Source organism: Paraconexibacter sp. AEG42_29, from assembly GCF_040581415.1.
Lineage (GTDB): Bacteria > Actinomycetota > Thermoleophilia > Solirubrobacterales > Solirubrobacteraceae > Paraconexibacter.
In genome coordinates, this window is the sequence record NZ_CP114014.1 from 2,571,377 (window position 1) to 2,591,505 (window position 20,129).

Annotated in this window: 17 protein-coding genes; 13 read left to right on the forward strand and 4 right to left on the reverse strand. The window is 74.3% G+C overall.

Features of this window, described 5'->3' with window-relative positions; all coding sequences use genetic code 11:
- Positions 1-22: 22 nt before the first annotated feature.
- A complete protein-coding gene (locus DSM112329_RS12410; protein WP_354702131.1) occupies positions 23-2,788 on the forward strand; it encodes an AAA family ATPase in 2,766 nt (921 codons plus the stop codon).
- A gap of 35 nt (positions 2,789-2,823) precedes the next feature.
- Here DSM112329_RS12410 and DSM112329_RS12415 read toward each other — a convergent pair whose 3' ends face one another.
- Positions 2,824-4,356 (reverse strand): NAD(P)/FAD-dependent oxidoreductase, encoded by a 1,533-nt coding sequence (locus tag DSM112329_RS12415; RefSeq protein WP_354702132.1) that lies wholly within the window; start codon positions 4,354-4,356, stop codon positions 2,824-2,826.
- Between the two features lie 85 nt (positions 4,357-4,441).
- On the opposite strand from DSM112329_RS12415, the gene DSM112329_RS12420 reads away from it, so the two are divergent.
- The 9 genes from DSM112329_RS12420 (at position 4,442) to DSM112329_RS12460 (ending at position 16,605) form a co-directional block, all read left to right on the forward strand.
- Entirely contained in the window at positions 4,442-5,614 is a 1,173-nt protein-coding gene (locus tag DSM112329_RS12420; protein WP_354702133.1) for a helix-turn-helix domain-containing protein, read from the forward strand.
- Between the two features lie 201 nt (positions 5,615-5,815).
- Entirely contained in the window at positions 5,816-6,697 is an 882-nt protein-coding gene (locus DSM112329_RS12425; RefSeq protein WP_354702134.1) for a hypothetical protein, read from the forward strand.
- Between the two features lie 88 nt (positions 6,698-6,785).
- Positions 6,786-7,715, forward strand: coding sequence for a DUF808 domain-containing protein (locus tag DSM112329_RS12430; protein WP_354702135.1), 930 nt, complete (start codon positions 6,786-6,788; stop codon positions 7,713-7,715).
- A 126-nt stretch (positions 7,716-7,841) separates the two neighbouring features.
- Positions 7,842-9,236 carry an MlaD family protein gene (locus DSM112329_RS12435; protein WP_354702136.1) on the forward strand — a complete coding sequence of 465 codons (1,395 nt, stop codon included), beginning with the start codon at positions 7,842-7,844 and terminating at the stop codon, positions 9,234-9,236.
- Positions 9,233-10,840 carry an MlaD family protein gene (locus DSM112329_RS12440; RefSeq protein ID WP_354702137.1) on the forward strand — a complete coding sequence of 536 codons (1,608 nt, stop codon included), beginning with the start codon at positions 9,233-9,235 and terminating at the stop codon, positions 10,838-10,840. Before DSM112329_RS12435 ends, DSM112329_RS12440 begins: the two co-directional genes overlap by 4 nt.
- Complete coding sequence (locus tag DSM112329_RS12445) at positions 10,837-12,369, forward strand: MlaD family protein (protein ID WP_354702138.1); 1,533 nt, start codon at positions 10,837-10,839, stop codon at positions 12,367-12,369. Before DSM112329_RS12440 ends, DSM112329_RS12445 begins: the two co-directional genes overlap by 4 nt.
- Positions 12,366-13,838, forward strand: a complete 1,473-nt coding sequence (locus DSM112329_RS12450) for an MlaD family protein (protein ID WP_354702139.1) — start codon at positions 12,366-12,368, stop codon at positions 13,836-13,838. Before DSM112329_RS12445 ends, DSM112329_RS12450 begins: the two co-directional genes overlap by 4 nt.
- A complete protein-coding gene (locus DSM112329_RS12455) occupies positions 13,838-15,172 on the forward strand; it encodes an MlaD family protein (protein WP_354702140.1) in 1,335 nt (444 codons plus the stop codon). The genes DSM112329_RS12450 and DSM112329_RS12455 overlap by 1 nt, the downstream gene beginning before the upstream one ends.
- Positions 15,169-16,605: an MlaD family protein gene (locus tag DSM112329_RS12460; RefSeq protein WP_354702141.1), complete on the forward strand. Its 1,437-nt coding sequence runs from the start codon at positions 15,169-15,171 to the stop codon at positions 16,603-16,605. The genes DSM112329_RS12455 and DSM112329_RS12460 overlap by 4 nt, the downstream gene beginning before the upstream one ends.
- 7 nt (positions 16,606-16,612) lie before the next feature.
- Here the strand turns inward: DSM112329_RS12460 and DSM112329_RS12465 are convergent, their stop codons facing one another.
- Positions 16,613-17,275, reverse strand: a complete 663-nt coding sequence (locus DSM112329_RS12465; protein WP_354702142.1) for a response regulator transcription factor — start codon at positions 17,273-17,275, stop codon at positions 16,613-16,615.
- A gap of 111 nt (positions 17,276-17,386) precedes the next feature.
- Between DSM112329_RS12465 and DSM112329_RS12470 the strand changes: the two genes are divergently transcribed.
- The 3 genes from DSM112329_RS12470 to DSM112329_RS12480 are packed head-to-tail and all read left to right on the forward strand — an operon-like array spanning position 17,387 to position 19,109.
- On the forward strand, positions 17,387-18,430 hold the full coding sequence (locus DSM112329_RS12470; RefSeq protein ID WP_354702143.1) for a PAS domain S-box protein: 1,044 nt from the start codon (positions 17,387-17,389) through the stop codon (positions 18,428-18,430).
- A gap of 54 nt (positions 18,431-18,484) precedes the next feature.
- Positions 18,485-18,709 (forward strand): hypothetical protein, encoded by a 225-nt coding sequence (locus tag DSM112329_RS12475; protein WP_354702144.1) that lies wholly within the window; start codon positions 18,485-18,487, stop codon positions 18,707-18,709.
- 13 nt (positions 18,710-18,722) lie between these two features.
- Positions 18,723-19,109, forward strand: coding sequence for a type II toxin-antitoxin system VapC family toxin (locus DSM112329_RS12480; protein WP_354702145.1), 387 nt, complete (start codon positions 18,723-18,725; stop codon positions 19,107-19,109).
- Positions 19,110-19,204: 95 nt separating this feature from the next.
- Here the strand turns inward: DSM112329_RS12480 and DSM112329_RS12485 are convergent, their stop codons facing one another.
- Together DSM112329_RS12485 and DSM112329_RS12490 are read right to left on the reverse strand one after the other, a co-directional pair.
- Entirely contained in the window at positions 19,205-19,753 is a 549-nt protein-coding gene (locus tag DSM112329_RS12485; protein WP_354702146.1) for a hypothetical protein, read from the reverse strand.
- Positions 19,754-19,896: 143 nt separating this feature from the next.
- The gene (locus tag DSM112329_RS12490; protein ID WP_354702147.1) at positions 19,897-20,070 is read right to left on the reverse strand and encodes a hypothetical protein; all 174 of its coding nucleotides are present in this window, start codon (positions 20,068-20,070) and stop codon (positions 19,897-19,899) included.
- Between the last annotated feature and the right edge of the window lie 59 nt (positions 20,071-20,129).

The following is a 20,129-nucleotide window of genomic DNA, read 5'->3' on the forward strand; positions in this document are numbered from 1 at the left end:
CCAGGCGCGGAAGATTCGCTCGGTGCCGCAGCCCGCTCTCATCGGTCGCGAGTTCGAGCTCGGCGTCCTCGCCGAGCGCCTCGAAGCCGTCCGGCGCGCCCGCGGGTCGACGCTGATCCTGCGGGGCGACCCGGGGCTGGGGAAGACCGCGCTCGCCGACGCCACTGCGGCTGCCGCCTCGGCCGACTGCATGGTGCTGCGCGTCGCCGGGATCGAAGCCGACGTCGCCCTGCCGTTCGCGGGCCTGCGCCGCCTGCTCGCTCCGGCGATGGACCTCGTCGCGTCGCTCCCGGACGCGCAGCAACGTGCCTTGGGCACCGCGCTGGAGACCGAGCCGCCGACCGCGCACGACCGCTTCGCCGTTCCGGCGGCGCTGCTCGGGCTTCTGCGCGAGGCAGCGGCAACGGCCCCTGTCGCGGTCATCGTCGACGACCTGCAGTGGATCGACGATGCGTCGCGCGAGGCCATCCTCTTCGCCGCCCGCCGGGTCGCCGGGCTCCGTGTCGCGTTCCTGTGCACCACCCGGGCGGCGCGCGGGGACGCCGAGACCGCGCGCCTGGAGCAGCACACGCTCGCGCCGCTGCGGGACGCAAGCGCCAGGGAGCTGCTGCAGCGGACCGCGCCGTGGCTGCGCGCGGCGGTCGCCGGTGAGCTGCTGGGGCATGCCGCCGGCAACCCGCTCGCGCTGCTCGAGCTCCCGCAGGCGCTGACCCGCGACCAGCGTGAGGGCCGCGCGCCCCTCGACATCACGGTCCGCCAGGGAGCGCACCTGGGCGGCGCGTTCACCCGGCAGCTCAGCGCGCTGCCCGGCGACACGGTCCGGGCACTCGCCGTCGCGGCCGCGCTCGACCGCGGGCCACTGGCCTGGCTGCTCGCGGCCATGGCCGAGCTCGACCTGCCCGAGGCCGCCCTGGCCCCCGCCGAGCGCGCCGGGGTGCTCGTCCACACGGGTGACGACGTCGGGCTGCGCCATGCGCTGCTGCGGACCGCCGCCTACCACCTCGCGGACGAGACCCAGCGCGCGGCCGCGCATCGCGCCCTGGCCGCGACGACCGACGACCCGCGGCGCCGCGCGTGGCACCTGGCCGCAGCGGCCACGCGCGCCGACGACGCAGCCGCCGGGGCGCTCGACGAGGCCGCGCGCCGGTCCCGCGCCGTCGGTGGGCATGCGGAGGCCGCCGCGGCCTCCCTGCGCGCGGCGCAGCTGTCGGCCGATCCGGCCGACCGGGCCGGCCGCGAGCTGGACGCCGCCCGCGACTTCGCCGTCGTCGGACGGGTCGAGCAGGCGCTGGCGCTGCTCGACGCCGCCGAGGGACGCATCGGGCCGGGACGCCGCGGCGAGCTCACCTTCGTCGCGGGCAGCGTGCGTGCACGCTGCGGCGACCCCTTGGGCGCGCTGCGCATGCTGACCGCCGAGGCCGAGCGGCAGCTCGCCGCCGGGGACGGGACGACCGCGACCACCCTGATGCTGGAGGCCGTCGTCGCCCAGACCATGAACGGCGACGAGGAGCTGCAGCGCCGGACGATCGCCGTCCTGAGCCGGGTCGCCGCCGGCGCCCAGGGCCCGGTTCGCACGCTCGCCGACCTGACGGTGGCCCAGGACCGGCTGGTCGACGGCGACGAGCGCGGCGGCCGGGTCGCGCTTGACGCGGCCCGCGGTCGCCTGCGGGACGCCGACCCGCTCCGCGTCACCGAGCCGCTCGCGCTGACCGTCCAGTGCTTGATCTGGGCCGACGACCATGCCGCCGCCGAGGACGAGCTGACACCGCTGCTGAACGCGATCGACCGGGCGAGCGCCCTCGGTCGCCGGCCCTATCCGCTCAGCCTCAGGGCGACGCTGCAGCTGCGCCGCGGCGACACCGCGGCCGCCCGTCAGGACGCCGAGCAGGCGGTCGCCCTGGCGCGCGACACCGGACAGGAGACGATGCTCTCCTACGTCCTGACGGTGCTCGCGCGCGCCGCCGCGCTGCAGGGCGACGTCGACACGGGGCGGGCGGCGGCCGCGGAGGCGCTCGACATCGCGACGCGCCGCGGCGCCGGTGGACTTGCCGCTCACGGACACGCGGCCCTCGGCTTCGCGGAGCTCGCGGCGGGCCGGCCGGCCTGGGCGGTGTCAGCGCTGGAGCGCAGCGCAGTGCTCGCCGCGCGCGCGGGGTTCCGTCATCCGGCGGTCACCGCGTCCGCCGCCGACCTCGTCGAGGCGTTGCTCCTCGAAGGTCGCCGCGACGAGGCGGCCGGCCGGGCCTGCGGTCTCGCGCAGGCCGCGGCGTCGTCCGGAAACCGCTGGGCGGCAGCGGCGAGCGCACGCTGTGAGGTCCTCCTGAACGGCGACGACGCGAGGGTCGACGCGCTGACCGCGGTCGCGAACGAGCGCGCCGCCGTGCTCGAGCAGCCGTTCGAGCAGGGCCGGACCGCGCTTGCCGTCGGCTTCCGGCTGCGGACCGCAGGCCGGCGGGCCGACGCCCGCGCGCCGCTCCAGCAGGCCCTCGACGCGTTCGTCCGGATCGGCGCGGTGCCGTGGGCGCGCCGGACCCGGCAGCTGCAGCGTGCCGTCGGCGAGCGGCCTGCCCCGTCGTCGCTCTCGACGCTGGACCCGGAGGCGCAGCGGATCGTGCTGCTCGTCACCCGCGGCCTCACCAACCCGGAGGTCGGCGCGGCGCTGCACGTGAGCCGCAAGACGGTCGAGCGGCGCCTGACCGCGATCTACGCGCAGCTCGGCGTCCGCTCCCGCACCGAGCTCGCCGCGATCGGACGCCGGGATGCCGCGGGTGACGCCGAGCGTCACTGACCGCGCCCGCGCGTGGTGGGTCGGTGCGCGGACCTTCAGCGGTGCCCGGCGAGCGTCGCCGCGGACTCGTCTTCCCCTGCGGCGCCGGTGGCCCGGTCCGCCGACCGGGGGACGTGCACGTAGCAGGCCGGGTCGAAGCGGCGGGTGCGGCGGCCGTACTCGACGTGCGATCCGGTCCAGACCTGCGTGACCTTGCCGGACGCCGTGGCGTACCAGCCGGGGCACCCGGTGGTGAAGACGGTACGGCCCAGGCGCTGCTGCAGCTCCGCGTTGAAGGCGTCGTGGACGTCGCTGCGGACGTCGATCGCGCCGCCGACCCGGGCCAGGTGCTCGATGGCCTGACGCATGTACGACGCCTGCTGCTCGAGGAGATAGACGATCGTGTTGGTCAGCGAGTTCGTGTTCGGCCCGTAGCTCATCAGCAGGTTCGGGAAGCCCGGGGTCGAGAGGCCGAGGTAGGCCTCGGGGCCGTCCGCCCACGCCTCGCGGATCGTCTGCCCGCCCACGCCCCGGATCTCGATCGGGGCCAGGTACTCGGTGGCCGTGAACCCGGTGCACCAGACGATCACGTCGGCGTCGACGCGCGTGCCGTCGTCGCAGGTCAGCCCGCCGGCGTCCATCGCGGACAGGCCGGCGCCGACGACGTCCACGTCCGGTCGCGCGAGCGCCGGGTACCACTCGCGGGAGAGCAGCAGCCGGTTGCAGCCCATCTCGTAGCCGGGGGTGGCGGCCGCGACCTTGCGCGGGTCCTTCAGCGTCCGCCGGATGGTGCGGCGCAGCTTCGCCTCCCAGACGCGGCGCAGCGGTCGCAGGCTGCGCTTGACCACCGGGTAGCGCGACTCGAACCAGAGCCACATCGCGTTGTGGTAGGCGCGCTGCGCCGCCGGGGAGCGCATCAGCCGCTGCTCGAGACGGCCCGGTGTCCAGTCCCACTTGTTCACGACCCACGACGGGGTCCGCTGGACGACGGTGACGTGCGCTGCGGCGTCGACGATCGCGGGGACGACCTGGATCGCGGAGGCCCCGCCGCCGACGACCGCCACGCGCTTGCCGGTGAGGTCGACGCTGTGATCCCACTCGGCCGAGTGGAACTGGGCGCCGCGGAACGCCGCCCGCCCGGGGACGTCGGGCGTCTTCGGCCGCGACAGCTGACCCGTGGCCCCGATCAGCACGTCGTAGTTGGCGGTCACGCCGTCGTCGGTGCTGACAGCCCAGGTCGCCGTCGCCTCGTCGAAGACCGCGGCGGTGACGGTCGTCCCGAACCGGATGTGGGGGACGATCCTGAACTCGACGGCGACCTGCTCCAGGTAGGCGCGGATCTCGTCCTGCGTCCCGAACCGGCGTGACCAGTCGGGCTTCAAGGCGAAGGAGAACTGGTAGATGACGGACGGGACGTCGCACGCGGCCCCGGGGTAGCTGTTGGCCTGCCACACGCCGCCGACGCGCGAGGAGCGCTCCAGGACGGTGAAGCTGCCGATGCCGTGGCGCTTCAGTTCGATCGCGGCGGCCAGGCCGCCGAAGCCGGCGCCGATGATCGCGACGGTCGGGGTCGTGGTTGCAGTGGTCATGGGGACGATGCTCGCCGGTGCCGCACACCACGAGAAGGGTCGATGTGTCGCCGATCACCGCTGAAATAGTGCAAACTGCACCACCATGGACGACCTCGAGGCGCTGCTGGCGGCCGACCTGGACACGGCGCTCCCCGCCTATTCGGGTGCCGTGATGGCCCGCATCCAGGCCGAGCTGCCCGACCTCGTCGCCGATCCCGACGTCGAGGCCGCGGCGCGCGCCGGCACCGAGTCGCTGCTGCGAGAGTTCGCGACCGTGCTGCGCCTCGGCCTGACCGGCGGCTTCGTCACCCCGCCGCAGTCGCTGGCCTACGGTCGTCGGGTCGCCCGCGCCGGCCTGCCCCTGGCCCAGATGCTGCGGTCCTACCGCCTCGGGCAGGCGACGATGTTCGCGCGCGCCGCCGAGCTCGCCGACCGCCACGGCGTCGCCGACCCCGGCACGGCGATCGTGCGGATCGGTGCGCTGTCGTTCAGCTTCGCCGACTCGGCCATGACCGACGTCACCGCCGAGTACGAGCGCGAGCGCGACGCGCACCTGCGGTCCGCCTTCGCCCGCCGGGACGCCACGATCGCCGCGCTGCTGGCCGGCACGGTGACCGACGTCGCCGCGGCCGAGGCCACGCTCGGCCACCGCCTGCAGACCGCGCACCGGGCCGTCGTCGCGTGGCGGCCGGCGGACGCGGACGGGGAGGACCTGCGCGAGGTGCTCCGTGACGCGCTGGGCCAGGCCGGGGTCCCGCGTCCGCTGCTGTTCGGGGACGGCCCGGCCGTGACCGCGTGGCTGCACCCCGGCCGGCCTGTGGACTGGGAGGGCCTCACCCGCACGGTGGCGGTGGCCGGCGCCCAGCTGGCGGCGGGCGAAGAGGCGGACGGCGTCGCCGGCTTCGTCCGCTCGCGCCAGCAGGCCGAGCTGGCCCGGTCGGTCGCCGGGCGCGGGGCGGTCCGGCGGCCGCTGACGCACTACGCGGACGTCGCGCTCGCGGCGCGGCTGACCCGCGACCCCGCCGCGGCGCGGGCGTTCGCGGTCGACGAGCTCGGGGGCCTGTCCGCGCCGACCCCGGCGATGGCGCAGCTGCGCACGACGGTCGGCGTCTACCTGGCGGCCGGCCACGACCGCACGCGGACGGCGAGCCTGCTCGGCATCCACCGCAACACGGTCGCGCGACGGCTCGCGCGGGCAGGGGACCTGCTGGGCCACGACCTCACGACACGGGCGCGCGAGGTCGAGGCGGCGCTGGTGGTCGTGGACGCGCTCTGACGGCCGGCCGATGTGCCAAGACGTGCGCCGGTGGCGTGTGGTGGCACATCGAGCAGCGATCGGGCCGCCCGACGGTGAGCGCCGGGCCGGTCACGACTGCGGTTCCGGTGCGCCCTGAACCGCCGGTCCACGACCGGCAGGATGCGCACCGGATGCCCGCCGGCCGGTTCGCGCCCACCCGCGCAGGGGTAGCGCCGGGCGATGTCCCGCTCCCGCCGTCGCCTTCGCCGTGCCCCGCTCCTGCTGCCCGCCGTGGTCGCCCTGACGCTCGTCCCGGCCGCGATCACGGCCGGCCCCGCCGCGGCCGCCGACCCGCCCCGGTACAAGCTCTACTACGACATCTTCGACCGGGGCGACACGAAGATCCCCGGTCACGACACGCGCTGGGTGCCGCAGGGACTCGCCTATTGGCCGGCGCGCGACGCCCTCGTCATCTCCTACTACGACGGCGAGGGCAAGAAGAACAGCCGCCTCGCCCTGATCGACCGCCGCAGCGGGAAGCGCCTGCAGCTGTTCGAGCTTCCCCGCCGCGGGCACGTGGGGGCGCTCGCGATGTCCGACAACTACCTGTGCGTCGGCGACGGCGGCAGCATCTCGCGCTTCCACACGGCCGTCCTGAGCCGGACAGGGGAGCTGCCGTTCCTGCAGGCCGCCGGGAGCTACAAGGTCAAGGCCTCGTCGTTCATGACCATCGTGGGCAAGCAGATGTGGGTCGGCAACTACGACAAGCACAAGGACTCGACGGCCTACCGCTACACCTTCGTCAAGGGCGGGGTGCCGCGCTACGACAAGGTGACGATGAACGTCCCGCGGCGCGCGCAGGGCATGGCGATCACGGGCAGCCAGGTGATCTGGAGCGTCTCGACCGGCGAGGACGCGGACAGCAGGCTGATGGTCCGGCCGCTCACCGTCCCGACCGCGCCCCGCGGCCGCGACATCGTGGCGCCGAACATGTCCGAGGGGATCGTCATCGCCGGAAACGAGCTGCACGTCCTCTACGAATCCGGGGCGGCGAAGTACAAGGGCGCCGACTACAAGGTGCGGACCGTGCACCACGGGCTGGTGGCGTCCGTCCTGGGGTGACGCGCCCGGCCGCTGCCCCGCGGTCTACCCTTTGCGCCGTGCGGACAGCGAACACGACCCTTCCGGCGACCGTCAGCGGGGCACGGTCATGAGCGCCGGGATCGCCGCGCTGCTGGACGACATCGCCGTCCTGGCCCGTGCGGCCGCAGCGTCGATCGACGATGTCGCGGCCGGGGCCGGCCGGGCGAGCGTCAAGGCCGCCGGCGTGATCGTGGACGACGCGGCCGTCACGCCGCGCTACGTGCAGGGCTTCCAGCCCGAGCGCGAGCTGCCGATGATCAAGCGGATCGCGATCGGCTCGCTGAAGAACAAGCTCCTCTTCATCCTGCCGGCGGCGCTCGTACTGAGCGAGTTCCTGGACTGGCTCCTGACGCCGATCCTGATGGTCGGCGGCGCCTACCTCTGCTTCGAGGGCGCCGAGAAGCTGTGGGAGACGGTCGGCCCGCACCGCCACGAGCAGGCGGCAGCGGACGCCGAGCCGCCGGACGAGGAGGTGCTCGTCAGCGGGGCGATCCGCACCGACTTCATCCTGTCCGCGGAGATCATGGTGATCTCGCTCAACGAGGTCTCGGACGAGCCGATCGTCGCCCGCGCGCTGATCCTGATCGCGGTCGCCATCCTGATCACCACGCTCGTCTACGGCGCGGTGGCGATGATCGTGAAGATGGACGACGTCGGCCTCAAGCTGGCCCGGACGCGTGAGGGCGCGGTCGCGTCGTTCGGCCGCGGCCTGGTGAAGGCGATGCCGGTGGTGCTCTCGGTGCTCAGCACGGTCGGGATCGCCGCGATGCTGTGGGTCGGCGGCCACATCCTGCTGGTCGGCCTCGACGACCTCGGGCTGCACTGGCCGTACGACCAGGTCCACCACCTCGAGGAGGACGTCCACCACGCCCTCGGCGCGCTGGGCGGCGTCGGCGGCTGGCTGACCAACACGGCTGCCTCGGCGGTCCTGGGGCTTGCCGTCGGGGCCATCGTCGTCGCCGTCATGCACCGCCGGCACAGCGCCGGCGGGCACTGAACGCGCCGGCGACCACGGGTCGCGGTTCGCTCAGAAACCGAAATCCGGTGTGCCCTGGGTGGGCATTTCGTCCAGCCCCCGGACCACCGCGACGCGCGCCGGGCGAACGTATGTAAGCTCGCGCTCATGGCGGGGAGGGCCACCGGGGACCGTGCGCGCGAGCGCCGGACGTTGCAGGTTGCGGTCGTTGCCGCGATCGTGCTCCTCGTCGCCGTCGTCTGGCTGTCGCGGAGCGACTCGCCGTACGAGGTGACCGCGCGGTTCGCCTCCGCCTCCGGCGTCTCCAAAGGCGGTCTGGTGAAGGTGGCCGGCCGCCGGGTCGGCACCGTAGAGCGCATCAGCCTCAGCGACGACGGTCAGGCCGAGCTGCGGCTGCGGATCACCGACGACGCCGTGACACCGCTGCGCCGCGGCACGATCGCCGCGCTGCGCACCCCGGGCCTGTCCAGCATCGCCGGGAAGTACGTCGACCTGCGGATCCCGAGCGGCACCGGGGCGGAGATCCCCGAGGGCGGTGTCCTGGGCCGGACGCAGACCACCTCCTCGGTCGACCTGGACGCGTTCTTCAACCTGTTCGACGAACGCACACGCGCGGGACTGCGCAAGGTGGTGCGGGGGTCCGGCGAGATGACGAAGGACCGCGAGCTGCTCGCGAACGAGGGCTGGAAGTACCTGAGCCCGTCGCTGGCCGCGTCGCAGCGCCTCTTCCGCGAGCTCGGTGACGACCGCGCCGTGCTCGAGCGGTTCGTCGTCGACTCCGCGCGCCTGGTCACGAACGTCGCCGCGCGGCGCACCGACGTCACCAAGCTGGTCGACGGCCTGGCGGACACCACGCAGGCGATCGCCAGCCGGGACGACGAGCTGTCGGATGCGATCGGCCAGCTCCCGGACTTCCTGCGGACCGCCGACACGACGTTCGCGAACCTCCGCGGGACCGTCGGCGACCTCGACGGGCTGCTGGCCGACACGAAGCCCGTCGCGCCGAAGCTGCGCGCGACCGCCGCGCAGCTGCGGCCGTTCGCCGCCGAATCGGTCCCGACCCTGCGCTCGCTGGCGTCGCTCGCCCGCCGACCCGGCGCCGGGAACGACCTCGTGGAGCTCTACCGCGCGTTCCCCGCACTCCGGGACATCGCCACGAAGAAGGCCGAGCGCAATGGCCAGGAGCGCGACGGGTCCCTGCCGGCGGCAGCGGCCGCCCTGCGCGAGGCGCGCGAGCCGCTCGGCTTCCTGCGGGCCTACGGCGTGGAGCTGACGGGCTGGTTCGACGACTTCGGCCACTCCGGCATCTACGACGGGTTCGGCAACGCCAGCCGCGTCGAGACCGTCATCGCGCCTACCAAGACGCTCCTGGACCTGCTGCCGCTGCCGGCGTCGCTCACCCAGGGCCTGCTGAAGCAGACGCTGTCGGTCCAGCGCGACCGCTGCCCGGGCGCCATGGAGCGGCCCGCGCCCGACGGATCGAACCCGTGGAAGCCGACCCCGGAGTTCGCGTGCGACCCCAGTGAGAAGCCGATCGGATGACGCGTGCGCGCATCATCGGCCCGAGCGTCCTGCTCGTCGTGGCGGCACTGCTGTTCATCGGCCTGTCCAGCGGCGCCTCCGACGACGACGGCTCGCCCCGCTACTTCGTCGAGCTCGACAACGCGTTCGGCCTCGTGGACGGCGGCGACGTGAAGATCGCCGGCGTCCGGGCGGGGACCGTCGCGAGCATCGGGCTGCAGCGCAAGGGCATGCGCGCCCGCGTCGAGATCGAGGTCACCGACCGTGGCTTCGGCGACCTGCGCACCGACTCCCGCTGCGAATCGCGGGCGCAGTCCCTGCTCGGCGAGTACTTCCTGGACTGCCAGCCCGGCGTGAAGGCCGAGCGGATGCAGGACGGCGACACGATCCCCGTCGAGCGCACCGCCGGCACGGTGCCGCTGGACCTGATCCAGGACATCATGCGCCGGCCGACGCGCGAGCGGTGGTCGATCTTCCTGTCCGAGCTCGGCGTCGGGCTCGCCGGCCGGGGGGAGGACCTCAACACGACGATCCGCCGCGCGGACCCCGCGCTGCGCGAGACCAACCGCCTCCTGAAGGCGCTCGAGGACGAGCGCACCACGATCCGCGACCTGTACCAGGACGCCGACACGGTCCTGGCCCGGCTGCGCACGCGACGGGCCGACGTCGGCCGCTTCTTCGCGGAGTCGCGCGACACCGCCCGGGCCACGGCCCGCGAGCGCCCCGCGCTGGCGCGGCAGTTCCAGCTGCTGCCCGGTTTCCTGCGGGAGCTGAGCCCGACGATGAACCGCCTGCGCGAGGCCGCGGTCGCGCAGCGCCCGGCCGTGCAGAAGCTGGGCGAGCAGGCGACGCGGCTGGCCGGCCTGCTCGACGCCGTCCCCCCGTTCGCGGACGCCGCCCGGCCCGCGACCGCCGCGCTGGCGAAGGCCGCGCGGGAGAGCCGCCCGGCGCTGCTCGACGCGCGCGCGCCCATCGGCAAGCTGCGGCAGGCGGCGCGGACGCTCCCCGAGGCCACGACCAACCTGCGGTTCATCCTCGAGCACCTCGACGACCCGGCCTTCGCGGTCGAGAAGGACGAGCGCGCCGGTCACGGGAAGGACGGCGGCTTCAGCGGGCTCGAATCGCTGATGCGGTACGTGTGGGCGCAGAGCCAGGCGATCAACGTGTACTCGGGGACGTCGTACAACCTCAAGGTCACGACCTTCAGCGACGGGCGCTGCGGCCCGTACGCCGACGCCGCCCGGGCACAGGACTCCGAGAGCGCGCGGTGCCGCGCCTGGCTCGGCCCGAACCAGCCGGGCGTCACGTCCCCGGACTTCACGAAGTACTTCGAGGAGGAGCAGGCGCCGCAGTCCGCGGCGACGATCTCCCAGCGGGACGACTCGGGCGGCGCGGCCCGCCCGGAGCGACGGCCCGCGCCGGCGACCACCCCTGCGGCGGCACCCGGCGCCGCGACCGCGCCGGCGGCACCGTCGAAGGCGCCGTCCGTCCCGGAGGCGCTCGACCGCCTGCTCACCGGCGTCCTCGGCGCCGGCGGCCTCCTGCCGAAGCGGGCGCCGCAGCCGGCCCCGGCACCGCCCCGCGAGGGCCAGGCGTCCCTCCTCGACTTCCTCCTGAAGCCATGAACCGCCGATCCTCGAGCGCGCTCACCGCCAACCCCGTGCTGATCGGCGCGGTCGCCGTGCTGGTCGTCGTCACGGCGGTCTTCCTCTCGTACAACGCCAACAAGGGCCTGCCGTTCGTGCCCTCCAAGAGCTACAAGGTCCAGGTCGCGAGCGGCGCGAACGTGCTGCCGGGAGCCGACGTGAAGATCGGCGGTCAGCGGGTCGGGTTCGTCGAGGACCTCAAGCCGGTGCAGGACAGCCGGGGGAAGGTCGTCGCGGAGCTCGCGGTCAAGCTCGACGAGAGCAGCGGCGCGGTCCCCGTCGACTCGGTCTGGCGGGTGCGGCCGCGCTCGCCGATCGGGCTCAAGTACGTCGAGCTGACGCGCGGGGCCTCGACCCGGATCCTGGCCGACGGGGACACCGTCCCGACGACGCGGACCAGCTTCGCGACCGAGCTCGACCAGTACCAGAACATCTTCGACGAGGAGACGCGCGCCGGGGTCGGCAAGGTCGTCCGCGAGTCGGGCAACACGTTCGCCCTGCGCGGCATCGCCCTGAACGACACGCTGTCCGACGCGCCGCGGCTGCTGGAGCACCTGGAGCCGGTCGCCCGGAGCCTCACGGCGCCGGGCACCCGGCTGCGCGAGCTGTTCCGGGAGCTCGGCGACGGCGCCCGGGTCGTCGCGCCGGAAGCCGAAGCGTTCGCGCACTCCTTCACCGCCGGCGCCGACACCTTCCAGGCCTGGTCGTCCGACGAGGACGCGCTGGCGGAGTCGATCCGCGAGTCCGCGCCGACGCTGGCGGTCGCCACCCCCTCGCTGCGCGCCCAGCGCCCGCTGCTGGTCGCCCTGCGGGAGAACGCCGCGGCGATCGAGCGCGTCGCCGACGTCCTCCCGGCCGCCGCGCCGCCGCTCACGCGGGCGCTGGCCGGCGCACCCGAGCCGCTGCGCCGGGCACCGGCGCTGTCCGGCCGCCTGAGCGACAACGTCCAGGCCCTCGGTGTCCTGAGCCGCGACCCGGCCACCAGCGCCACGTTCGTCGGCATCCGGCGGCTGGGGGACATCCTGCGCCCGCTGACCCGTCACGTCGGGCCGTACATCACCGTCTGCAACTACTTCAACTACGCGTTCACGCACGCGGGCGAGCACCTCACCGAGCCCGACCCGACCGGCACCGCGCAGCGCACGCTGCAGAACTCCGCCTCGCGCAACCGCGACTCGGGCGCCCCGTCGATCGCGACGCCCGGGGCGGTGCGGCCGCAGAACGGCCAGGCGACGTCCTCGGGGGTCCCGATCCACCTGCACGGCCAGTCCTACGGGCCGGCGGTGTCCGCGTCGGGCGCCGCCGACTGCGAGGCCGGTCAGCGCGGGTACCTCAAGCGCCTGAACACGCAGACGAAGGACCCGTCGCTGAACATCGTCCGCGACCCGCACATCCCGGGCAACCAGGGCACGACCTTCACGGGCCGCGCGCGGGTGCCGAAGGGGCAGACCTTCGACCGCAACGCGCAGACCGGTCCGCGCCTCGCCGACGAGGTGGACAACCCATGAGGCCCGGACGCCGCGGGATGTCGAACGTGACGGTCGGCGCGCTCGTGCTGGCCGTCGCCGCGCTGGCCACGTACCTCGCGTTCACCAAGCGCAACCCGTTCGCGGACCGCTTCGAGGTGAAGCTGGCCTTCTCCGAGACGATGCAGCTGCAGAAGGGGTCGCCCGTCCGGGTGGCGGGCATCGACATCGGCACGGTCCGCCGCGTCGAGAGCGTCCCCGGGTCCGGCCGGGCGTCGCTGGTGACGATCGAGATCGAGGAGGGCGCGGGGCTGCACACCGACGCGACCTTCAAGGCCCGGCCGCGCATCTTCCTGGAGGGCAACGAGTTCATCGACGTCAAGCCGGGGTCGGCGTCGGCTCCCGCGCTGAAGGACGGCACGACGATCGCCGACGGCCAGACGTCCGCCCCGGTCGGCCTCGCCGACGTGCTGACCCTCTTCGAGCGCGACGGCCGCGCGAGCCTGCAGCAGATCTTCGACGAGTACGGCCGGGCGCTGGAGAAGGGCGGCGCCGAGGGCTTCAACCGGTCGATCCGCTGGTGGACCCCCGCCTACCGCGACGGGGCCGTGATCGCCGACGCCACGATCGGCGAGCAGCCCGGCGACCTGCGGCGCTACCTGTCCTCGTCCGCCAAGGCCGCCGCGGCGCTCAGCCGCGACCCGGCCGCGCTGCAGGGGCTCGTACGCGACTTCGCCACCACGGCGTCGGCGATCGGCTCCGAGCAGAACGCCCTCGCGGACGCGATCGGCGAGCTCCCCGGGACGCTGAACGTCGGGCGCCGCGCCCTGCGCTCGCTGGACACGGCGTTCCCGCCGCTGCGCAAGCTGGTCCGCGAGCTGCGCCCCGCGGTCCGCGCCTCCGGGCCGTCGCTCGACGCGCAGCTGCCGTTCGTCCGCGAGCTGCGGCAGGCCGTCCGCCCGCAGGAGCTCGGCGGGCTGGCCCGCGACCTGCGCGCCGCCGCCCCCGACCTCGTGACGCTGACCGAGGACGGCGTGAAGCTGCAGACCCAGTCGCGGCTGCTGTCCTCCTGCCAGCTGTCGGTGCTCGGCCCGTGGCAGCGCGACCGCGTCCCGGGGCCGTTCCCGTCGACCGGCCGCGTGTTCGAGGAGGGTGTGAAGTGGCTGCCCGGCATCGCCGGCGAGTCGCGCAACTTCGACGCGCACGGGCAGTACATCCGCTCGCAGATCAACGGGGTCAACATCGCCTACCCGATCGGCGACCGCCTGCTGCTGTCCGCCACGCCGCTGAAGGCCAACCCGCCCAAGTCCGCGCAGCCGCTGTTCCACCCCGAGACGCCGTGCGAGACCCAGGAGCGCCCTGACCTGCGCTCGAACCCGCAGGACCTCGAGAACGCCATCCCGATCAGCCAGAGCACCCCGGCCGCGCAGGCCCGCGCCGCACGGACGCTCGAGCGCGCGATGCCGCAGCTGCGCCGCCTGGTCGGCCGGCCCGCGAAGGGCGGTCGCTGATGCTGTCCGTCCGCCGCGACGTCTTCGCGCTCATCGGGCTCATCGTGGTCAGCCTGCTGGTCGGCGGGTACATCCTGGGCCAGCAGCGCCTGCGCTTCCCGTTCATCGAGGACACGCCGGTGCGCATGAGCGCGGAGCTGTCGACCGCACAGGCCGTCACGCCCGGGCAGGGCCAGACCATCCGCGTCTCCGGCGTGCGGATCGGCGACATCGGCAAGGTCGAGCTCCGGGACGGACGGGCGTTCGTCGAGCTCGTCATCGACCGCGAGTACGAGGACCTCATCCGCACCGACGCGACCGCGCTGCTGCGGCCCAAGACCGGGCTGAAGGACATGTTCCTCGACGTGAACCCCGGGTCCGAGGAGGCGCCGCAGGCCAAGGGCGGCTTCACGATCCCGGTCCGCAACACGCTGCCGGACGTCAACCCGGACGAGATCCTCGCCGGCCTGGACCACGACGTCCGGGGCCACGTGGCGCAGCTGCTGAAGGGCGCGAGCACGGGCCTCGACGGCCGCGGCGCCGACCTGCGCTCGGTCCTCAAGCGCTTCGAGCCGACGCACCGGTCGCTGGCGCGGGTCGCCGGGACGGTCAAGGCACGGCGCGTGGAGCTGCGCCGCCTGGTCAGCTCGCTGGCCGACGTCAACACGGAGCTCGCCCGCCGCGACGACGACCTCGCCGAGGTGATCGGCGAGTCCTCCAAGGTCTTCCGCACGCTCGCGTCGACCCAGGACGGGATCGCCGCCAGCATCCGCGCGCTGCCGACGGCGCTGCGCAGCACCCGCACGGCGCTGACCGAGGCCGACCGCCTCGCGGTCGTGCTGAAGCCTGCCAGCGAGCGGCTGCTGCCCGTCCCTGACGCCCTGAAGCGCGCGAACGACAGCCTGGCCCCGCTCGCGCGTCAGGCGACCCCGCAGCTGCGCAGCGACATCCGCCCGTTCGTCCGGGCGGCGCGTCCCGTCGCCGCCGACCTGCGGCCCGCCAGCCGCGACCTCGCCGCCGCCGAGCCGGGCCTGACGCGCTCGCTGAAGGTCGTCAACAACCTGGTGAACATGCTGGCCTACAACCCGGGCGGCCGCGAGGGCCCGGACAAGGCCGGCCGCAACGAGGGCTACCTGTTCTTCCTGGCGTGGCTCGGGCACCAGTCGCTGAACCTCTTCTCCCAGAGCGACGCGCACGGCGTCTTCCGGCCGATCGTGCTCTCCGCGCCGTGCCAGCTACTGGCGCAGGCGGCCAAGACCAGCCCGCTCGAGAGCGTGATCCTCGGCGTGTCCGGGGTCCTCGAGAACACCGCCGCGTGCGGTGAGGCGTCCGGGGCAGCGGAGGCGAAGCGGTGAACAAGCAGGCACCGACCCGAGGCCAGATCGCAGCGATGGTCGCCTTCGCCGTGTCGTGCTTCGGCCTGATGCTGTTCCTGTGGGTCAGCTTCGGCGGGACGACGCCGCTCCAGGCGAAGGGCTACCGCATCCACGTGCAGTTCCGTCAGGCGACGCAGCTGGCGACCGAGGCCGAGGTCCGGGTCGCCGGCGTGGCGATCGGCCGCGTGGCGGACAAGGAGGTCGCGCCCGGGCCGGACGGCCTCGTCGACGCGACGCTGGAGATCGACCCCGAGTACGTCCCGATCCGCCGCGACGCGCGGGCCATCCTGCGCGAGAAGACGCTGCTGGGGGAGACCTACGTCGAGATCACGCTCGGGACCGGGAAGGCGACGCTGCCGGACGGCGGGCGGCTGGCGCTGAACCGGGTGCAGCCGACCGTCAAGCTCGACGAGATCCTCGACACGTTCGACCCGTACACCCGCGCGGCGTTCCGCACCTGGCAGCAGACGCTGGGCAAGGCGCTGGACGAGCGCGGCGGCGACCTGAACGACGCGGTCGGCAACCTGCCCGGGTTCGTCGAGTCGGCCGGCGACCTCGTCGAGACCCTCGACCGCAACCGCGCCGACCTGCGCGGCCTGGTCCGCAACACCGGCGTCGTCTTCGAGGCCCTGACGGCCGACGAGCGCCAGCTGGCGCGGCTCGTCACCGGCGGCGACCGCACCTTCAGCGCGATCGCCCGGCGCAAGGAGGCGTTCGCGGAGGTCTTCCAGGAGCTGCCGCCGTTCCTGCGCGAGTCGCGCCGGACGTCCGCCGTCCTCGAGGGATTCTCCGGCCGCGCCACCCCGGTGCTGCGCGAGGTCACCCCGGCGCTGCAGGACACGGCCTCGGCCGTCGGCGCGCTGGGCCGGTCGGCCCCGGACCTAGACCGCTTCCTGCAGTCGATCACGCCGCTGGAGGCCGCGTCCAAGGCGGGTCTGCCCGCGTCGACGGAGATCTTCAAGGGGCTGCGGCCTGCGCTGCAGTCGGCCGAGCCGTTCCTCGGGGAGCTGAACCCGCTGCTCGGCTGGATCGGCCAGCACAGCTACACGCTGACGGACATGTTCTCCAACCTCGGGGTCGCCACCGCGGCGAAGACGGCCAGCCGTGACCCGAAGGCGACGGGGCACTACCTGCGCCAGTACAGCCTCATCGGGACCGAGTCGCTGGGCGGCGCCGCGAAGCGCATCGCGTCCAACCGGGGCAACGCCTACCTGAACCCGCTGGCGCTGACCGGCCGCGTCACCGGTGAGGCCGGGATCTTCCCGGCCTGGGACTGCGCGAACGCGACCCCGAACGTGGGGCCGCCCTGCCGGATCGACCCCGGGTACCGGTTCCAGGACCAGCTGCGCCGGTTCCCGCACGTGCAGTCCGAGACCTACCGCAGCGGACGGGCGAAGCCGACCGGGAAGTAGCCGGTCGTCAGCCGCGCTGGGGGGCCAGGACGCTCAGGACGGCCATGACGCGGCGATGCTCGTGCGGCTCGCCGGTGAGGTCCAGCTTGTGGAAGATGCGCGTGGCGTGCTTCTCGACGGCGGCGACGCTGACGTCGAGCGCCGCGGCGATCCCGCGGTTGGACCGGCCCTCCGCCATCAGGCCGAGGACGTCGCGCTCGCGGGGGGTCAGCCGCTCGAGGGGGTCAGACGCCCGGCGGCGGCCGACCATCAGCCCGATGACCTCGGGGTCCAGGGCGGACCCACCGGCGGCGACCCGGCGGACCGCGTCGGCGAACGCGTCCACATCGACGACCCGCTGCTTGAGCAGGTACCCGACCCCGCGCGCGTCGTCGCCGACGAGGTCCAGGGCGTAGCGCGCCTCGAGGAACTGCGACAGCACGAGGACCCCGATCTCCGGGTGCTCGGCGCGGATCCGGATCGCGGCCCGCAGCCCGTCGTCCGTCTCGTCCGGCGGCATCTGCACGTCGACGATCGCGACATCGGGCCGGTGCGCAGCGGCCTTGCGGAGCAGATCCGGGGCGTCGGCGGCCTGGGCGACGACGTCCATCCCGAGGTCCTCGAGGAGGCGGCCGATGCCCGTGCGCAGCAGCACCTGGTCCTCGGCGATGAGCACGCGCAGCGGGGGCACCGGCTCGACACTACCGCGCCCCGCTCGGTCGCCCGACGTCATCCGTCACGATGCGCGGATGCACGCACGCGACGGGCAGGGCAGCATGCGGCGCCGGGCCCGGTCGATCACGTGAGCGCGGCGCCGCCGGCGTTCGTCGATGCCCTGCTGACGAGCATCGCGGACGGTGTCTACGTCGTCGACGCCGACGGCCACGTGAACTACGTCAACCCCGCAGGCGCGCGGATCCTGGGCTATCCGTCCCCGGACGACCTGCTGGGCCTCCCGAGCCACGAGACGATCCATGCCCACCGGCGGGACGGGTCCCCGTACCCGGAGGAGGAGTGCCCGCTGCTGCGCCCGCGCCGGACGGGGGAGACCGTCCACGTCGACGACGACTGGTTCGTGCGCCGGGACGGGTCGATGGTCCCGGTGTCCTACTCGTCGGCGCCGGTCGACGTCGACGGTGGCCGGGGCGCGGTGGTCGCGTTCCGCGACGTGACGCTCCAGCGCAGGGCCGAGGCGGACCGGATGACGGCCGAGCGCGACCGGGTCCACGCGCTCGAGCTCGTCGCGTCGCGCCGGCGGCTGATCGAGGCGGCCGACCGCGAGCGGAGCCGGCTCGGCCGCGACCTCCACGACGGCGCGCAGCAGCGCCTGACCAGCGTTGCGATGACGATCGCGGCCGCGGCTCGCCGGCTGCCGGAGGGGGACCCGGCCCACGCGCTGGTCGCCGACGCCCTGGCGGAGGCGAAGGTCGCGATCGCCGAGCTGCGGACGTTCGCGGCGGGCCTGCACCCGACGCTGCTCACCACTCGCGGGCTTGCGGGCGCGGTCGAGTCGCTGGTCGTCCGCATGCCGCTCCCCGTCACCCACGAGGTGACACCCCGGCGGTATCCGCCCGAGCTCGAGATGGCCGCCTACTTCGTCGTCGCTGAAGCGCTGGCGAACATCGGCAAGCACGCGCGGGCGACGGCGGCGTCGGTGGTCGTGTCCGAGGGGCCGGACGGGCTGCTGGTCCGGGTCGAGGACGACGGGGTCGGTGGCGCCGACCCCGTCGCCGGCAGCGGGCTGATCGGCCTGCAGGACCGCGTCGCGGCGCTCGGCGGCGGCCTGCGGCTGACGCCGGGGGCGGCCGGCGGGACGGTGCTGGAGGCCGCGCTGCCGCTGGGTTAGCGCCGACGACACCCACAATGGGTGCAGGACACCCAGATTGCTACCTTCGCCTCCGTGAAGACCATTCAGATCCGCAACGTGCCGGACGGTGTCCACGCCAAGCTCCGCGTCCGCGCCGCAGCAGCCGGGAAGTCACTGTCGGACTACGCGCTCGGCGAGCTCGAGCGCGTCGCCGAGCGGCCCGCGGCGTCCGACGTCCTGCGGCGCGCCCGCGCCCGCTCGGGCTCCGTACCGGCCGAGGCCATCGTCGAGGCCGTTCGCGCCGGTCGCGACCGCTGAAGCCGTGCTCGTCGTGGACACCTCGGCACTGCTGCAGGCGCTCATCGGCGCCGACCCGGCGGTGCTCGAACGGCTCGCGGGGGACGGCGACCTGCACGCGCCGCACCTCCTCGACGTCGAGGTCCTCGACGCGCTGCGCCGTCTCGTTCGCTCCGGACAGCTCGGCGAGGACCGGGCGAACGACGCGCTCGCCGACCTCCGAGACCTTGCGATCATGCGCTACCCGCACGAACCGCTGATGGAGCGCATGTGGGAGCTCCGCCACGACCTCTCGGCGCACGAGGCCGCGTTTGTGGCGCTTGCGGAAGGCCTCGGGATGCTCCTGGTCACGTGCGACGCGCGGCTGGCAGCAGCGCCGGGTGTGGGGGCGACGGTCGAGGTGTTGGGAACGGCCGGCTGACGTCGCCACCGCGTCAGGTGCGGTCCACCGCTGCGGCGTGCGGTCCAGAAAATGCATGGTTCTCCAGGCCACACGCCGCCGACAGAGCGCCGGCATCAGGTCTGCGTGTCGATCAGCTCGCCGAGTGGGACGGCTTCATCGCCGGGGGCGGCGCGGTCCCGGACGCGGGTCAGGCCGGTCGCGAGGCGGCGGAGCAGCTCCTCGCGGCCGATCGCCTCGGCCGCGGCGCGGCGACGGCGTGCCGTCACGGTCTGTGCGATCCCGGCCACCAGCAGGGCGGTGAGCGCCACGTACTTGCCGACGGCGAGGACGACGGACAGGACCGCGCCGAGCGCGTCGCCGATACTCCTGAGCCAGCCCGGAGCGGTGATCGACGGCCACGGGATCGACGGCCACGGAATCGACGGCGGGCTGAACTGCAGGCCGGCCACGCCCAGCAGGGCCCACAGACCGGCGAGGAACGCGAGCAGCGGCAGCAGGACGAGCGCGGCCAGCAGCGGGCCCAGGACCGGCCAGACCACCCGGCCGACGCCTTCCGCGGCGTGTCGGAGGTCGTACAGCCGGGGATACCGCGCTTCGAGACGCCGCTCGAGCTGCCCGACGCGCGCCTCCTGAACGCGAAAGGTCCGCGTCGCGGCCTCCACGAGCCGCCTCGGGCGGGATGGAGGGACGCGTGGGTCAGGACGGAAGGGGTCGTCGGCGATCGCGATGGTGTGGGGGTCCCAGCTGCCGCGACGGACGAACCGCGCGAGTGTCCGGTTCCTGCCGCGCCGGACGGTGCTCGGCCTCAGCGACCCGGGTTGGAGCGGCCCTGCGAGCCACGGGCGGCGAGGCCACCGCCGATCACGGCGGCGATGATGGCGGCGGCGATCGGCGCCGATACGTCGGCGGCGAGGCACAGCGCGGCGACGACGATCGCGATGACGGCACAGCTGAGGGCGATGCGGGCATTGGCGGACATGGGGAGTCCGTACCCCCGCGACCGGCGCCCGACACGCCCCGGTCAGGACGCCTGCCGGG

What these genes read in the sequence shown, in the direction of transcription:
- DSM112329_RS12445 (WP_354702138.1), top strand. Translation starts at nt 10,837, where the DNA reads ATGAACCGCCGATCCTCGAGCGCGCTCACCGCCAACCCCGTGCTGATC.
- DSM112329_RS12425 (WP_354702134.1), top strand. Translation starts at nt 5,816, where the DNA reads ATGTCCCGCTCCCGCCGTCGCCTTCGCCGTGCCCCGCTCCTGCTGCCC.
- DSM112329_RS12455 (WP_354702140.1), top strand. Translation starts at nt 13,838, where the DNA reads ATGCTGTCCGTCCGCCGCGACGTCTTCGCGCTCATCGGGCTCATCGTG.
- DSM112329_RS12435 (WP_354702136.1), top strand. Translation starts at nt 7,842, where the DNA reads ATGGCGGGGAGGGCCACCGGGGACCGTGCGCGCGAGCGCCGGACGTTG.
- DSM112329_RS12440 (WP_354702137.1), top strand. Translation starts at nt 9,233, where the DNA reads ATGACGCGTGCGCGCATCATCGGCCCGAGCGTCCTGCTCGTCGTGGCG.
- DSM112329_RS12450 (WP_354702139.1), top strand. Translation starts at nt 12,366, where the DNA reads ATGAGGCCCGGACGCCGCGGGATGTCGAACGTGACGGTCGGCGCGCTC.
- DSM112329_RS12490 (WP_354702147.1), bottom strand. Translation starts at nt 20,070, where the DNA reads ATGTCCGCCAATGCCCGCATCGCCCTCAGCTGTGCCGTCATCGCGATC.
- DSM112329_RS12415 (WP_354702132.1), bottom strand. Translation starts at nt 4,356, where the DNA reads ATGACCACTGCAACCACGACCCCGACCGTCGCGATCATCGGCGCCGGC.
- DSM112329_RS12420 (WP_354702133.1), top strand. Translation starts at nt 4,442, where the DNA reads ATGGACGACCTCGAGGCGCTGCTGGCGGCCGACCTGGACACGGCGCTC.
- DSM112329_RS12430 (WP_354702135.1), top strand. Translation starts at nt 6,786, where the DNA reads ATGAGCGCCGGGATCGCCGCGCTGCTGGACGACATCGCCGTCCTGGCC.